We start from the raw sequence: 14,673 nt of genomic DNA, 5'->3' as shown, positions 1-14,673 counted from the left end.
GAAATTCAGTTCCGACATCCGGGGAGCACTTTTATGTATGCACGTAGTTCGTTGTCGGTTGTGCAGCGGGAGGCCGCTGTAGCGTGGTTCGAGAAGGGCATCGCAGATACGGCGACCGCAACCATACTGGGCGTGGCCCGCTGGCCGGTTAGGCACCTTTATCGGCGGTGGAGGATCCATGGTCGAGGAGCGCTCGTGGGCAAACCGACAAAAAAGGCGTACTCGTTCGAGTTTAAGCTCGCCTTGGTAGAGAAGTTCCTGGCCGGTGAGAGCGCTTCGGACCTCGCGGCTGAGGCGGACCTGTCCTCACCTCGTCTGCTCGAGACATGGGTACGGGTATATCACCGCCAGGGCGCGGACGCCCTGCGTCCGAAGCCTAAAGGCAGACCGAGGAAGCCCGGCGCTCCACCGCCGGCGGAGCCATCTGAACTGGAGCGGCTGCGCCGGGAGAATGAACGGCTGCGGGCGGAAGTGGCCTACCTGGGAAAATTGCGGGCCTTGAGGGCACCAAAACAACGGTGAAGGTTCAGGCCATCATCGCCCTCAAGGCCGACTTTTCGCTGCCGGTTCTGCTGCAGGTCGCCGGCTTGGCCCGTTCGACGTTCTTCTACCACCAGGCCCGACTCAGGGCTCCCGACCCGAAGGAAGCAGTCAAGAGCGCTGCCACGACCATCTTCACAAAGAACCACGGCAGATACGGGCAGAAGTGGGTAACGGATGTGACCGAGTTCAGAGTCGACGGTCGAAAACTCTACCTCTCACCCGTCATGGACCTTTTCGACCGGCAGATCCTCTCCTACACCGTCGGCCTGTCCCCGAACCTGGCGCTCACCAACACCTCACTGCGTATGGCGCTGGCAACGCTCGAGTATGGGCAGAAACCGATCGTGCACTCAGACCAGGGATTCCAATACCAGCACGCCTCATGGCGGAGACTCCTGCAGGGCGCCAACGCCATCCAATCGATGTCCCGCAAGGGCAACTGCTACGACAACGCAGTGATGGAAAACTTCTTCGGACACCTCAAGGAAGAGCTCTTCCACCATGTCCGATTCCTCAGCACCGGCGCACTCACATCAGCCATCCACGAATACATCCGCTGGTACAACACCGAAAGGATCTCCACAAAGCTCGAGGGCCTGAGCCCGGTGCAATACCGTGCTCAGGCCCTCAAGGTTTAGGCTCTTAATTACCCAGTCCAGCTTCAGGGGACCAGTTCAATCCGAGGCGCCCTTCCTGGTCCGGTTGAGCCATGTATGGCGAGGCCCGACGTTTCCCGGCATTCCACGATCTATCAATGATGCGCTCACCAAGTGCGGTCGTGATCGATCAAGCGGTGATGGGCGCCCCGCGTGATCGGTGCGGCCGGACCGCCGCCGTCGACCGGTAGTCCTCCGGGTGCCTGGCTGGCGCGATACGGGAGCAACCGACGTTTTCGATACGGAAGGCAACGGCCCCTGGCCGCGTTCGGGGAACCGGGTGGAGGCGCCGATCCTGCCCTCGAGATTGTTCGCCTGGCGCGGGCCCTTAGGGCAGGGTTTCGTCGTGCCGGGGCGGGCCGAGCCTCGACCAGACCTGCGTTTCGCGGTAAATGCCACCGGAACGAGCCACCTGATGTCCCTGCGGAGCGGTAGGTCCAGGGCACTCCGATGTGTTCGTCTGGGTAAGGGGTCGACGTCCCGCGGGCAGCGAAACGTCCGTCTGGCGGGCAACCTGGAACTCGATTCGCTCAATTTCCGGCCTATTAGGCTCGACGGGATCAGCTCGCCAATGCGAGGCCTGACCAGCGATGAGGAGCCCCGAGCCGGCGTCTTGATTGGTTCGGCATTGCCAGTGCGGCATGGCCCGGCAACGGCCACGGTCCTCGGCTGTAGCCAAGACCACTGAGGCTAGCGTGCGAGGTGTCCCGGATGCGGCGGCGGACCGTATCCGACCCGCCGCCGTCCCGCTAGTCTTCGATGACGCTGAGGGCGCGTTCCGGGCAGCTGGCGGTGGCCAGGCGTCCCTCATCCTGGAACTGCGGGTCGATCGGGTTCGGGGGTTGGATTGCCAGGCCGTCGTCGTCGGAGAGCGTGAACAGGTTCGCGGCGGTCATCTGGCAAACGCCGTGTCCCTGGCAGACGTTGCGGTCAAGTTCAATGCGCATCGGTACTCCTTCTGGTTGTCCTACCCGAACGGTGGTGGGCCGGTCTCGCGGTCCGCACCGAAAAACGTTCGCGAAATCTGATGGCGGACCCCTAGACTGGGCTTAATCTCGATTCTATTATAATAATTAGTAGATACAAGGACGAGTTTCGCTGCGGACGCCGGGTCCTCTGGGTCGCGCGAATCGCGAAGCCGGAAGTAAAGGGGAGTTCCATGACAGAGCAAACGGTCGTTGAGGCAGCGGCACGGACCGATCGCCCGGTCGTCGACTTCGATCACAACGCGGACGAGCACGGCAAGGATCCGGTGGCGAGCTATCGCAGGATGCGGTCCAAAGGTCCGATCACCTGGACTGAGGCGTGGGGCGGCTACTGGGTGCTGAGCGGGTACGAGGCGATCTTCGATGCCGCCCGCGACGACGAGATGTTCTCCTCGGCTCGCAGTCCCCACGGCGGCGAAGGCCAGGCCATCCTGATCCCCAAGCGCCCGATCACCGAGCATTTCCCCATCGACCTCGACCCGCCGGCGTCCATGCCGTACCGCCGGATCATGAACCAGCTGCTCACGCCCTCGCGGGTCGAGGCCATGCGGCCGATGGTGGAGAAGTACACCACCCTGTTCATCGACGAAATCATTGAAAACGGAGAGGCTGACTTCGCGACGCTGACTGGCATCCCCTCCATCATCACGATCGACTGGCTGTCCCTGCCGGTCGAGGACTGGCGCCGATACTCCTTCGCCCACCGCAAGGTCCTCTCGGCTCCTCTGGGCAGCCCCGAATACATCAAGGTCACGCAGGAGGAGATCCCCGCGCTTACCGAGAGGGTGAAGGCGGTCATCGCGGAGCGCAAGCGCAACCCCGGAGACGATCCGATCAGCTTCATCCTCAGCCACGAGATCGGCGGCAGGCCGATCACCGAGGAAGAAGTGCTGAACATGGTCGACTTGATCATCTCCGGCGGCGTTGGCACCGTGGCCTCCCTCAGCGGCCAGACGCTCGAGTGGCTGTCCGCGAACCCGGATGTGCGGCAGCGGCTGATCGACAATCCCGACCTGATGCAGAACGCCGTTGAAGAGTTCCTGCGCTTCTTCTCGCCGACTCAAGCCCTGGCCCGGACTGTCGGCAAGGACGCGGACTTCCATGGCGTCAAGATCAAGAAGGGGGACCGGGCGCTGCTCGCCTGGTCCTCGGGCAACCGCGACGCCGCCGGTGGTTTCGATAACCCGGACGAGGTGGACATCGAGCGCATGCCGAACCGCCACATGTCCTTCGGGGTGGGCAGCCACCGGTGTGCCGGTTCCCATCTGGGCCGCCTCATGGCTAAGACCATACTGACGCAGGTCCTGGAACGCATGCCGGACTACAAGGTGGACCATGCCAATGTGGTCCGTTACCCGCGGCAGGGAGTCAACACGGGGTTTGACAAGCTGCCGGCGACGTTCACCCCGGGCAAGCGCCTGCTGGAAGAGCGGCTCTAGCAATCTGCTCCGGCACGCGGGGCGGGCGGGCGATCCGGACTGCTGCCCTTTCCGGGCGGCGGTCCGGCCGCGCTTAAAGACATCGAAGAGGATGACGGATATTAGTATGAATGCCCCACAGGTGCCGAGCATGGACGAGCCAGTGAACCGCGCGGGACTTTCCTGGGGGGTCAAGGGCAGCTTCACGCGTTACATCGACTCCATGCCGGACGGCCGGAGGGGCGCGGGCTATGGCGCCACGGACACCGGACACGGGGTCTACTTCTTCGAGCTGGACGACGCCTCGGGCTACGATCCGGCACGCCGCAAAGGGCTCGTCAAGTACCGGGGTGACCTCCGGTACAAGGGGCACGGGGGCATGCTCTTCGTGATGATCGTCGACCCCTGGATCGAGTTCCGAGAGGCAGGGGCGGTGCTGACGGTGATCGACGCCGAACACTGGCCCGACAGGGAGCACCGCATCGAGTTGGCAACGCTGGTCCCGGTCGGGCCGGGTGCGGACCGCCTCCCGGAAGGTTGGGAGCAGTGGGAGGCGCAGCTGTTGCCGGCCGGCGTTGAGGTCTTCAACGGCGTCTATGCAATCGGCGAACTTCTGGAACCGGTCAGATTCTCTGCAGCATAGGCGTCGCGGCTCCTTGGGCGAAACTTCGCGGCACCCCTTTTGCATTCCGCCAATTATAGTTACAATCATGATCATGAATTGGGCAATCTTCCGGATGGAAAGGGAAAGACTATGCCAAAGGTGACCTATGCATCGGCTGCGGGCGATGTCAATGTTCTCGGTGGCAATGCCGGGGACTCCGTAATGGAGATCGCGGTACGAAACGGGCTCCCCGGAATCGTGGCCGATTGTGGCGGATCCTTGGCTTGCTCCACCTGCCACGTCTTCGTCCGTGAGGAGGATCTGGAAGGGCTGACAGCCATGAGCGAACTCGAGGATGAGATGCTCGACGGCACCACCGAGGAGCGTCGCAGCAACTCGCGGCTATCGTGCCAGCTGAAGCTCGAAGAGGGCGACCACGTTTACGTCGAAACGCCGGAAAGCCAGGTCTGATCACCATGTCCGAGAACAGCGGGATCCTCATTGTCGGGGCCTCACAGGCTGGTGTGCAACTTGCCAGCTCCCTCCGCGAGCTGGGCTACGCGGCGCCCATCATCATCGTCGGGGCGGAGCGGCACCCCCCATACCAGCGTCCGCCCCTATCCAAGGCTTACCTGCAGGGGCTCGTCACGCCGGAGACGCTGGCGTACCGGACCCAGGACTTCTACGGGAAGAACAACATTCAACTGGTCCTGGGCGAGCGCATCGTCTCGATCGACAAGGGGCTCGACGGCGCCGGCGTGGCGACGTCTGCTTCCGGCAGCCAGTTCGCCTTCAGCCGCTTGGCGCTGACGACAGGTGCCCGGCCGCGGCAGCTGCACGTCGATGGCGCGGAGTTGGATGGAGTGCTCTATCTGCGCGACGCCGACGATGCGGACGACTTGAAGGCGCGGTTGGAACGCGCGAAAAACGTCGTAGTGGTAGGCGGCGGATTCGTGGGGCTGGAGGCTGCGGCGAGTGCCCGGAAGCTGGGCAAGACGGTATCTGTCCTTGAAGCGGCCCCCAGGCTCATCGGCAGGGCGGTGGGGGAGGCCACTTCGGACTTCTTCCTCGAAGCGCACCGGTCGCGAGGCCTGGACGTCACGTTGGACGCGCGGATCGTCCGCTTCGCCGGCGACGGCAACGGCCGGGTCGCCGGCGTCGAACTCGAAGGTGGTCAAATCGTGCCGGCCGACGTCGTCCTGGTCGGCATTGGGGTTGTTCCGCGGACGGAGATCGCCGAATCCCTTGGGTTGACCTGCGGCAACGGGATAGTTGTGGATGAGCATTCGCTGGCTTCTGACGGCACCACCGTGGCCGCTGGCGACTGCGCAGACATGCCGAATCCGCTGCCGCGCGACGGTGCGCCGGAGCGCTTGCGGCTCGAGAGCGTCAACAACGCCGTCGAACAGGCGCGGAACGCCGCCGCCACGATCATGGGCTCCAAGGTCGCCTACCGCATGGTGCCGTGGTTCTGGTCTGACCAAGGCGATCTGAAACTGCAGATGGCCGGACTCTCGGCGGGTCACGACCAGGTGGTGGTGCGAGGCACGATGTCCGATGAGAAGTTCTCGGTGGTCTATTACCGCGCCGGGCAAGTCATTGCGGTGGATTGCATCAATAACCCCGTCGACTTCATGGCCGTCAAGACCCTCTTGGCCAAGGGTCTCAACGTGCCGGTCGACAGGGCCGGGGACGCGGGGACGCCGCTCAAGAAATTGATGGTGGAATTGGAACCAATCTTCTGACGGGCCGCGGCGCGGAGAAGTCTAATAGTCGGACTATACTTATGATTCGATTATTACGGCGTCCGCGCCGCCAAAACCCCGTTTGTGAAGGAGATCCATGCAGACCTCGTTACGGCCGCAGAAGACGGCCGTGCTGGTGGCCAAGCGAATCGTCGCCGACATCCAGCAGAGGGGGAACAAGCCGGGGGATCGGCTGCCTCCCGAGCGCGTGATGCTGGAGGAGTACAACATCGGGCGCGGGACTTTGCGGGAATCGCTGCGCTTCCTGGAGTTGCAGGGCATCATCGTGCTGAAGCCCGGGCCTGGCGGAGGTCCGGTCGTCCAGCAGCCAGACGGCAGCGGCCTCGCGACCGCCCTGACCCTGCTGCTGCAGTTCGAGAACGCCCCGTTCCGCACCATTACCGAAGCCCGGACGGCCCTGGAGCCGATGATGGCCCAGCTCGCGGCGCTGCGCATGGGTGAGGAGCAGCTGGCGGAGCTGAAGTACAGCGTGGACCACATGCTCGACAAGGTCGGGGACGAATCGGTCTTTCTGGAGATGAACAAGCGGTTCCACGACATCATCGCGCACAACTCCGGCAACGCCCTGTTCGGACACCTCATCGATACCCTCCTGGGAATGCTGGACGGCACGGCCATCGGCGTCGACTATCCGGAACACCGCAGGGTCGCTGTCCACAAAGCGCACGCGGCCATCTATGAGGCCCTCGCAGCCAAGGATCCGACCGCTGCTGCGAGCGCCATGCACGACCACATCATCGAGTACGCGAACTATGTTGAACGCAAGTTCCCCGAGGTCCTCAACACTCCGATCTCCTGGACGCTCTAGCCAGGCCGCTTCGTGGTGTTGAAGGAAGCTTTCCAGAATCTAGTATAACGATTGTGATGATCGCCGTTTAGTGTTAGCTTCTCCTTGTGACGTAGGTCTTTGGGGCGTCGGGTCCCGCGTGCGGGCTCCGATCCGCGGGAGCCGTGCACGATGCGACCCAGCCATGCCGCGGCGAATCCCGCCGTACATCTGACGACGGGCCGCGTCTGCAGCCCCACATCGATGACGAGAACGGGGAGTGAGCAAGTGAGCACTATTGCAGGTAGTACCGCATACGACGTCGTTGTCTTGGGTAGTGGCGCCTCGGGCCTCTGTGCCGCACTGGCGGCGGCGGACGATGGCGCGAAGGTGGCGGTCTTCGAGAAGGCGCAGGTCGTTGGCGGCACCACGTGCCTATCCAGCGCCGTCGCGTGGATGCCGGACAACAAGTATGCGCGCGAACAGGGGGTCCGGGACTCGCGCACCGATGCGCTCGATTATCTGCAGTCCCTGTCCAACGGCATGATCCTCCCGGAGATGGTGGAGGCCTTCGTCGACACGATCCCGGAACTGCTGGACTGGCTCGACACCACGCCGCTGAAGATGTCGCTGGTTCCGGGTTACCCGGACTACCACCCCGAGCAGCAGGGCGGAAAACCAGGCGGGGGACGCTCGCTCGAGCCGCAACTGTTTTCGCTACAGCGCCTGGGCGAATGGGCGGCAAGACTCGGTGGCACTCCGCGCCGCATGCTCGTGGGAGAGACGCCCATAGGCGGTGGGTCCGGATTCCTGGCGCCGGAGGTGGCACGCGAGCGCGAGGAGCGGCAGGTCGAGGGGCTGGGCCGCGCGATGGTCGCCGCACTGCTGCAGGGATGCCTGGATAAGGGCGTCGACGTGCATCTCGGGGAGCGGGCCGTCGAACTTCTTCTTGAGAACGGAGCCGTTGGCGGCGTTTGCCTTGAGGGGCCGCTGGGCCGGCATGAGGTGCTGGCGCGCCAAGGCGTCGTGTTGGCGACGGGTGGATTCGAGTGGGACAAGGATCTTGCCCGGGATTTCCTGCGCGGGCCGATCAGCCATCCGGCGAGCGTTCCCACCAACACGGGCGACGGGTTGCGGATGGCAATGCGTGTCGGAGCCAGCCTCGGCAACATGCGTGAGGCCTGGTGGGTCCCGGTTTGCACGCTGCCGGGGGAGAACGCCTACGGTTCCCAGGCGGTGTACCTGGTGCAGCGCGAGCGCACGGTGCCGCATTCGATCATGATCAACCGCGAGGGCAAGCGATTCGCCAACGAGGCCGCGAACTACAACGCGATGGGCGGGGCCTTCCACGAACTCGATCCCACCTCGTTCGACTACCGGAACCTCCCTTGCTGGGTGGTATTCGACGCACAGATGGTGGAGCGTTTCGGCGGCTTCGGCGCCGCGCCGGGCTCCGCGGTGCCCGAATGGGTCACCCGCGCCGACGATCTTGCCGGCCTGGCGGGTAAGATCGGAGTGCCGGCCCACGCGCTGGTGGAGACGGTCGAGCGCTGGAACGGCCACGCCCGGGTGGGTTCGGACCCCGATTTCCGGCGCGGCGAGAGCGCTTTCGACGGCTTCGTCGGCAACAGGGATGCCTATCCCGGAGCGGGGTCGACGTTCGGACCATTGGAGCGGGGCCCGTTCTACGCCGTGGAACTGCACAGCAGCACGCTGGGGACCAAGGGCGGCCCGCGCACAACGCCCAGATCGGAGGTCCTCTCCGTCGACGGCGAGGTCATCCCGGGCCTGTTTGCAGCGGGTAATGTCATGGCAGGCCCCACCGGCATGGTCTACGGCGGCGCCGGCGGAACCCTCGGGCCGGGCCTCGTGTTCGGTTACCTGGCGGGGCGCACCGCGGCGGGCAGGACGACGGCGGACGTGCAGGAGGAGTCCGCCGCGGCCGTTTGCGCCTAAGCCCACACAACACGCCAAAGGTCCGCACCGTGAACGGTGCCGGACCTTTGGTGTCTTCCTGTCCCCGGTCTATGGTCCTGCCCTGCGGTATAGGGCCCCCGGCGCGGGAGGGCAGCGTGTTGACGCGTGCCCTCAGCGACGGTCGGCGTACTCCAGGAGCTCCTCGTCGACGGAGAGCGGGCTCCGCAGCTGCATCCCGCCGAGTACGATGCCCACCGCGGCTGCGATGAGGAAACAGAACGGAATCGTCCATCCACCGGTCCAGTCGTGGAGGAGGCCGACGACCAGGGGGCCGGCAACGGAAATGAGTGCTCCGTTTCCCTGTACGAAACCGCTCAGCGCGGCGGTCATTTCGGGGGTCCGGGTCCTGGCATTGATCAATGTGAGCATCACGGGGAACAGTCCGGTGCCCGACGCCGAGACGAGGACCCAGAGCGGCGTTAGGAAGTTGGGGGAGATCATCAGACCCGCATAGCCTGCTACGAACATGGCTGCGCCGAGGTAGGCGAGCACTCCGGGGTTGCGCATTCTCAGGGCGATCGCTGGAACGATGAGGGCCAGCGGGCCAGCCGTCACGGCGTAGAGGGACAGGAGAATGCCGGCCTCGACGCCCGAAGTGTCCGCGATATCCGCCAGAATCTCAGGCAGCCAGGCCAGCATCGCATATCCGTTGAGCGCGGAGAGTCCATGCATCAGCATCAGCCCCCATGCCACGCGCGAACGCCAGAGCCTGGCGCCCGCGGTGCGGTCGGCGGAGACGATCGCCGAACCATCCGGCTCCTGGCGCGCCTTCGACCTGCCCCTGAGAGCCAGCGCAATCCATGGAGGCGCCGCAATGGCGGCCGCGATGCCCCACATCAGCAGGGAATTTCGCCATCCCGCCGCATCGGCGACCATGGGTGAGACGGTGCCGGGGATGGCGGTGCTGACGGAGAACAGCATGGCGTAGATGCTGGTTATTAGGGCAATCCGGTCCGGAAAGTACTTCTTGACCAGCGCCGGTAGCAGGACGTTTCCCACGCCCATCGCAAGCATCGCCACAATGCTGCCCGCCAGCAGTTGCGTGAAGTCGCCAGCCAGGGAGCGAACCAGATGTCCGACGGCCATTCCGGCGCACGCCAGCACCAGATTGGTTTCCAGCCTGATCCAACGGGAGAGGATCGGACCCAGCAGGCCGCCGGACGCCAGCATCAGCGGGGGAAGCATGCCGATGAACCCCAGTGCAACATCGCTCAACGGAATGTCTGCGTCGATCCGGCCGACGATCGGCGACATGGCGGTGACAGCCGAGCGCAGGTTGAGCGCCACCAGCACGATGCCCGTAAGTGCCAGGGCCCTTCCTGCCCAGAGGGGGCGCGATCCTAGGGCACTGCTCGGAGGCGCCGTTCCACCGCTCAAAGCTGCCTCCTGTGCTCGTGCCGAAGTATTGCCGCACGGATCCAGGACGGCGGACCCTGCGAGGTATGAGGCGCCTGAGCGCTGCGGTCCCCACCGCATCCATTTGGACGGATGCCGTCCTTGCTGTGTGGTGCGGTGCGGGCAGCAACGGGGAACCCGAGGTTTCTGGCTAGCTCCCGGTCCAGACGGGAACGCGCTTTTCGACGAAAGCCCGCGCCCCCTCGGCGGCGTCGTTGGACTTGCGGATCGGGTCGACGAAGGCGTGCTGGCGGGCGAACTTCTCCTCCACCGGCCAGTCGACCGACTCCACCATGACCTGCTTGGAAGTGGCCAGGGCGAGCGGCGCGTTCCTGGCGATCTCCTCGGCCAACTCCAGCGCTGCGTCCAGGGCCGCTCCGGGCTCCGTCACCCGGTTGACCAGGTGCAGCTCGCCGGCCTCCGGAGCCGGCAGCATGCGCCCGGTGAGGACCAACTCCATGGCGTAATGGTACGGAAGCCGGTCGGGCAACCGCAGCAACCCACCGGCGTTGGCGGTCAACCCGCGTTTCACCTCGGGCAGTCCAAAGGTCGCGTTCTCCGCAGCGACGATGAGGTCGCAGGCCAGAGCGATCTCGAATCCGCCGCCCAGAGCGTAGCCCTCCACGGCAGCTATCAGAGGTTTGCGCGGGGGGCGCTGGACCAACCCCGCGAAGCCGCGGTCGGGAACGATCGGGATTTCGCCGCGCGCGAACCCCTTCAGGTCCATCCCGGCGCAGAAGGTGCCTCCGGCCCCGGTGATGACTCCCAGGCTGAGGTCCTTCCGCGTGTCGAGGAGCTCGAAAGCCTCTGCCAGTTCCTCCGAGAGCTGCAATGACATGGCGTTCTTCGCGTGCGGGCGGTTCAGGGTCAGGACCAGCACCCGGCCGCGCTCTTCGACGATCAGCGGCTTTTCTTCGCGGCTCATGCGTGCTCCTTGATGCCGGTAACGGCCAGGCCCGAGCGGGTCTTGTAGTTCTTGTTGACGTTGATCAGCACCGCGGTTAGGGGTTCCAGCTGCCTCGCCAACCGCAGGGCGCCGGCATCGATGCCACGCTTTCCGGTTACGGCCGCGGCAAGGTCCATGACCACGTCCTTCGCCTCGCTGTCGTCGCCGCAAACCAGGATGTCCTCATGGTCGAGGGGGCCCTCATTCTTCCACAGCGACAGCGCGGCCACGTGGTGGAAGGAGCCGACGACGGCGGCCGCCGGGACGAGCCGCTGGGCTTCTTCGGCGGCGCTCTCCTCCAGCGTCAGACCGTAGGGCCCGTTCTGGTCAAAGCCGAGCGGGTTGACGCAACTGATGACTGTCTTTCCGCGGAGCTCGGACGCCAGCGAGGAGACGAGTTCGGCATGGCCGTCCCAAGGGACGGCCAGCAGTACGATCTCGGAACTGGCAGCGGCGTTGGCGTTCTCAGCCCCGACGATGGTCGCCGGGCCGTCGATCTTAGCCGCGATCTCCTCGGCCTTTTCGGCAGCCCGCGAGGCGTCCCGTGAACCGATGGTTACGGCGTGGCCCGCCATTGCCAGACGGTAGGCCAGGCCCCGTCCCTGCGGTCCGGTGCCGCCAACGACTGCGATCTTGTGCGTCATGTTCTCTTCCGTTCCTTCGTGCGGCGTGGATCTAGCGCGGAGCCATCCGGATGGCTCCATCGAGCCGGATGGTTTCTCCGTTAAGCATGGGGTTGGCGATGATGTGCTGGGCCAGGGATGCGTATTCTTCCGGAACCCCCAGCCGGCTGGGGTGGGGGATGCTCTGCGCCAGTGAGTCGCGCACGTTTTCCGGCAGGCGGGCCAGGATCGGCGTGTCGAAGAGCCCGGGGGCAATGGTCATGACCCGAATGCGCTTGCTGGCCAGGTCCCGTGCGGCCACAAGTGTCATGCCGACAATGCCGGCCTTGGCCGACGCGTAGGGGATCTGGCCGATCTGTCCCTCGTAGGCTGCCACCGAAGCGGTGAGGACGCATACGCCGCGTTCGCCGTCCAGTTCTTCGTTCTTGGCCATGCGGGCGGCGGCGAGCCGCAGGACATTGAACGTGCCGATGAGGTTTGTCCGGACAACGCCCTCGTAGGCCTCGAGGGAACCGGGGTTGCCGTCGCGGTCGACCAGGCGCACGGCGCCTCCCCGGCCGGCGCAGTGCACCAGCGCGCGCAGCGGGGCAAGTCCCTCGGCCGTGTCGAGCGCGACATTGACACTGTCTGTATCGGTGACGTCGGCGGCCGCAAAGACGGCGCCGAGATCGGCGGCCACCTGCTCGCCGGGGGACGAGGGCAGATCTAGGATGACGACCTTCGCGCCCTCTTCCGTGAGCCGGCGGACCGTCGCGGCCCCGAGGCCGGATGCCCCTCCCGTGACGACGACGGATGCTCCGTTAATGTTCATGGCTGTTCTCCTCGGGTGGTTAGAGACGTTCGATGATGGTCGCGTTGGCCATGCCGCCGGCCTCGCACATGACCTGAAGTCCGTAGCGCTGCCGGTTGTCCTCCAGCGCGTGCAGCATGGTGGTCAGCAGCCGGGTGCCGGAGGCGCCCAAGGGGTGGCCGAGGGCGATGGCCCCGCCCCGGGGATTGACCCGCTCGATGTCCAGGTTGAAGTGGCCCTGCCACGCCAGCGGAACCGGGGCAAACGCCTCGTTGACCTCGAAATGGTCCAGCTGGTCCAGCTGCATGCCCGAGCGGGCAAGGATCTTTTCCGTGGCCGGGATGGGCGCAGTGAGCATCAGCAGCGGGTCGTCCCCGACCGCGGCCATGGCGTGTACCCGGGCGCGGGGTTCGAGCCCCAGCTCGCGCGCCTTGCGGTCGCTCACCATCAGGACGAGGCTCGCGGCGTCGGAGATCTGCGATGAGTTCCCTGCCGTGACCGACCAGTTCACCTGGGGGAACCGTGCGGCGAGTTCCGGCGTCTCGAAGACCGGCTTGAGCCCGGCCAGGCGATCGGTGGTGGTGTCCGGCCGCGGGGTCTCGTCGCGCTCCACCATGGTGCCGTCCGGGGTCGTCACCGGGACGATTTCGCGCTCGAAGGCAGCGGAAGCGGCCGCGGCGAGGCGGTGCGACCGGGCGGCGTATTCGTCCTGAGCCTCGCGGCTGGCGCCGAACTTGGCGGCCACCAATTCCGCGGCCACGCCCTGGGACACGAGGCCGGGGGAATAGCGTGCTGTGACAGTTGGGCCGAAGGGATCGGCTCCTGCCCTGGCGGAGCCCATGGGGACCCGGCTCATCGATTCGATGCCGCCGGCGATGACCATGTCGTAGGCGCCGGAGAGGATGCCCTGCGCCGCGAAATGAACGGCCTGTTGCGAGGAGCCGCACTTGCGATCGATTGTGGTTGCCGGCACGTGGACCGGATACCCGGCGGCCAACCAGGCCATTCGACCCGGGGTCGCGGATTGCTCGCCGGTCTGCGAGACGCATCCAATCAGAACGTCGTCGACTTCCCCGGGGTCGATCCCGCTGCGCTCTACCAGTGCGGTCAGTGCCTGCGCGAGCAGATCCACGGGATGGATCTCGGCGAGCGCTCCGCCGGTGCGGCCGCGCCCGGTGGAAGTGCGTAGTGCGTCGACAATCAAGGCATCAATAGTCATGGGTCAACCTCCTGCATATTGCTTATCATGATTGTCATGAAGGAGGCAATGAAGAATTTGCCGCATGACGAGGCTCCGGCTCCGGCCCTATCCTCAATTCATGTATACGGTTATACTGGATGGGCGGTGAGGCCAATTCGCCCGGCAATCACAACCTAGGAGTAGCAGATGACAGCATCAACGTTGATGGAAGAGCGCATCCGGCGGCTTGAGGACCGCGCGGCGATCCAGGAACTCGGAATCCTCTACGGGTTCGTTATGGACGAACGCGACGAGGCCGGAATTCGCCAGATCTTTGCGGCGGACGCGACGCTGCGGTCGCAGGACGGCGTCTTCTCCGCCTCGGGAATCGAGGAGATCGTCCAGACGTACCTGGGGCGCTTCGCCGCCCTCGGCCCGACGAACCACTACAGCCACGGACACGTCGTGCGGTTCGATGACGCCGATCCAAACGTCGCTACCGGCCTGCTGGCCTCCCATGCGGAGGTGTCGCGCAATGGCGTCGCCATGCAGGTGGCGCTCAGGTACAAGGACACCTACCGCCGCGTGGATGGCAAGTGGCAGTTCGCGGATCGGCTGATGTCCTACATGTACTACCTTCCCGTCGCCGAGCTCGCCGAGGGGCTGGGGGACCCCAACAGCGTTCGGGCCTACGGGGACCACCGCCCAGCCGATTGGCCGGAAGCCCTCTACTCGGAAAGCGGCAGCGACTGGCTCAAGGCCTACCTCTAAGCAGTCCGCGGACGATCAGCGCGAGCGGGCCCGTGGCGGCGGTTGTTCAAGCGGCCGCCACAGGCCGCCTGTCGACGCAAGCACATGCTAAGTCCGTCCGCGGCCGTCCGCGTTCAGTTCGATGCCGGGGGAATTACCTGCATCGACCCCTGCTGGGCCACTGTGCACAGCAGTTCGCCGCTGCGGGCGTACATGTCCGCCAGTGCCAACCCGCGGCCGTCGCGCAGGGCTGGAGAACGCTGGTCGACCAGG

General features: G+C 65.3%; 16 protein-coding genes. 9 read left to right on the top strand and 7 right to left on the bottom strand.

All coding sequences use genetic code 11. From position 1 onward, the window contains the following. Positions 1 to 195: 195 nt before the first annotated feature. Together OC550_RS14320 and OC550_RS14315 are read left to right on the top strand one after the other, a co-directional pair. Positions 196 to 522, top strand: a complete 327-nt coding sequence (locus OC550_RS14320; RefSeq protein WP_262103508.1) for a helix-turn-helix domain-containing protein — start codon at positions 196 to 198, stop codon at positions 520 to 522. After that, on the top strand, positions 519 to 1,181 hold the full coding sequence (locus OC550_RS14315) for an IS3 family transposase (RefSeq protein WP_262106570.1): 663 nt from the start codon (positions 519 to 521) through the stop codon (positions 1,179 to 1,181). The genes OC550_RS14320 and OC550_RS14315 overlap by 4 nt, the downstream gene beginning before the upstream one ends. A gap of 767 nt (positions 1,182 to 1,948) precedes the next feature. Here the strand turns inward: OC550_RS14315 and OC550_RS14310 are convergent. Then, positions 1,949 to 2,146 carry a ferredoxin gene (locus tag OC550_RS14310; RefSeq protein ID WP_262106569.1) on the bottom strand — a complete coding sequence of 66 codons (198 nt, stop codon included), beginning with the start codon at positions 2,144 to 2,146 and terminating at the stop codon, positions 1,949 to 1,951. 212 nt (positions 2,147 to 2,358) lie between these two features. On the opposite strand from OC550_RS14310, the gene OC550_RS14305 reads away from it, so the two are divergent. From OC550_RS14305 to OC550_RS14280, 6 genes are all read left to right on the top strand, one after another. Then, positions 2,359 to 3,624, top strand: a complete 1,266-nt coding sequence (locus OC550_RS14305) for a cytochrome P450 (protein ID WP_262106568.1) — start codon at positions 2,359 to 2,361, stop codon at positions 3,622 to 3,624. A 130-nt stretch (positions 3,625 to 3,754) separates the two neighbouring features. Then, positions 3,755 to 4,246 carry an HtaA domain-containing protein gene (locus OC550_RS14300; RefSeq protein ID WP_262106567.1) on the top strand — a complete coding sequence of 164 codons (492 nt, stop codon included), beginning with the start codon at positions 3,755 to 3,757 and terminating at the stop codon, positions 4,244 to 4,246. A gap of 111 nt (positions 4,247 to 4,357) precedes the next feature. Next, positions 4,358 to 4,678 carry a (2Fe-2S)-binding protein gene (locus tag OC550_RS14295; protein ID WP_262106566.1) on the top strand — a complete coding sequence of 107 codons (321 nt, stop codon included), beginning with the start codon at positions 4,358 to 4,360 and terminating at the stop codon, positions 4,676 to 4,678. A 5-nt stretch (positions 4,679 to 4,683) separates the two neighbouring features. Then, positions 4,684 to 5,952, top strand: a complete 1,269-nt coding sequence (locus tag OC550_RS14290; RefSeq protein ID WP_262106565.1) for an NAD(P)/FAD-dependent oxidoreductase — start codon at positions 4,684 to 4,686, stop codon at positions 5,950 to 5,952. Positions 5,953 to 6,049: 97 nt separating this feature from the next. Beyond that, on the top strand, positions 6,050 to 6,781 hold the full coding sequence (locus OC550_RS14285) for a FadR/GntR family transcriptional regulator (protein WP_262106564.1): 732 nt from the start codon (positions 6,050 to 6,052) through the stop codon (positions 6,779 to 6,781). A gap of 246 nt (positions 6,782 to 7,027) precedes the next feature. Continuing rightward, on the top strand, positions 7,028 to 8,695 hold the full coding sequence (locus OC550_RS14280; RefSeq protein ID WP_262106563.1) for an FAD-dependent oxidoreductase: 1,668 nt from the start codon (positions 7,028 to 7,030) through the stop codon (positions 8,693 to 8,695). 132 nt (positions 8,696 to 8,827) lie between these two features. Here OC550_RS14280 and OC550_RS14275 read toward each other — a convergent pair whose 3' ends face one another. From OC550_RS14275 to OC550_RS14255, 5 genes are all read right to left on the bottom strand, one after another. Further along, a complete protein-coding gene (locus OC550_RS14275) occupies positions 8,828 to 10,093 on the bottom strand; it encodes a CynX/NimT family MFS transporter (protein ID WP_262106562.1) in 1,266 nt (421 codons plus the stop codon). Positions 10,094 to 10,262: 169 nt separating this feature from the next. Next, the gene (locus tag OC550_RS14270) at positions 10,263 to 11,036 is read right to left on the bottom strand and encodes a crotonase/enoyl-CoA hydratase family protein (protein ID WP_262106561.1); all 774 of its coding nucleotides are present in this window, start codon (positions 11,034 to 11,036) and stop codon (positions 10,263 to 10,265) included. Then, positions 11,033 to 11,701, bottom strand: coding sequence for an NADPH-dependent F420 reductase (gene npdG, locus OC550_RS14265; RefSeq protein ID WP_262106560.1), 669 nt, complete (start codon positions 11,699 to 11,701; stop codon positions 11,033 to 11,035). The genes OC550_RS14270 and npdG overlap by 4 nt, the downstream gene beginning before the upstream one ends. A 31-nt stretch (positions 11,702 to 11,732) precedes the next feature. Next, positions 11,733 to 12,491: an SDR family NAD(P)-dependent oxidoreductase gene (locus OC550_RS14260; protein ID WP_262106559.1), complete on the bottom strand. Its 759-nt coding sequence runs from the start codon at positions 12,489 to 12,491 to the stop codon at positions 11,733 to 11,735. Positions 12,492 to 12,510: 19 nt separating this feature from the next. After that, complete coding sequence (locus OC550_RS14255) at positions 12,511 to 13,689, bottom strand: thiolase family protein (RefSeq protein WP_262106558.1); 1,179 nt, start codon at positions 13,687 to 13,689, stop codon at positions 12,511 to 12,513. 168 nt (positions 13,690 to 13,857) lie between these two features. Here OC550_RS14255 and OC550_RS14250 point away from each other — a divergent pair, with 168 nt between their 5' ends. Next, entirely contained in the window at positions 13,858 to 14,421 is a 564-nt protein-coding gene (locus tag OC550_RS14250; protein ID WP_262106557.1) for a nuclear transport factor 2 family protein, read from the top strand. Between the two features lie 113 nt (positions 14,422 to 14,534). Here the strand turns inward: OC550_RS14250 and OC550_RS22385 are convergent, their stop codons facing one another. After that, entirely contained in the window at positions 14,535 to 14,648 is a 114-nt protein-coding gene (locus OC550_RS22385; protein ID WP_368736944.1) for a hypothetical protein, read from the bottom strand. Between the last annotated feature and the right edge of the window lie 25 nt (positions 14,649 to 14,673).

The sequence above is a fragment of the Arthrobacter sp. Marseille-P9274 genome (genome assembly GCF_946892675.1).
Taxonomy (GTDB): domain Bacteria; phylum Actinomycetota; class Actinomycetes; order Actinomycetales; family Micrococcaceae; genus Crystallibacter.
Note: the sequence above shows the minus strand (reverse complement) of the source record. Positions and strands in the feature narration are given on the sequence as shown.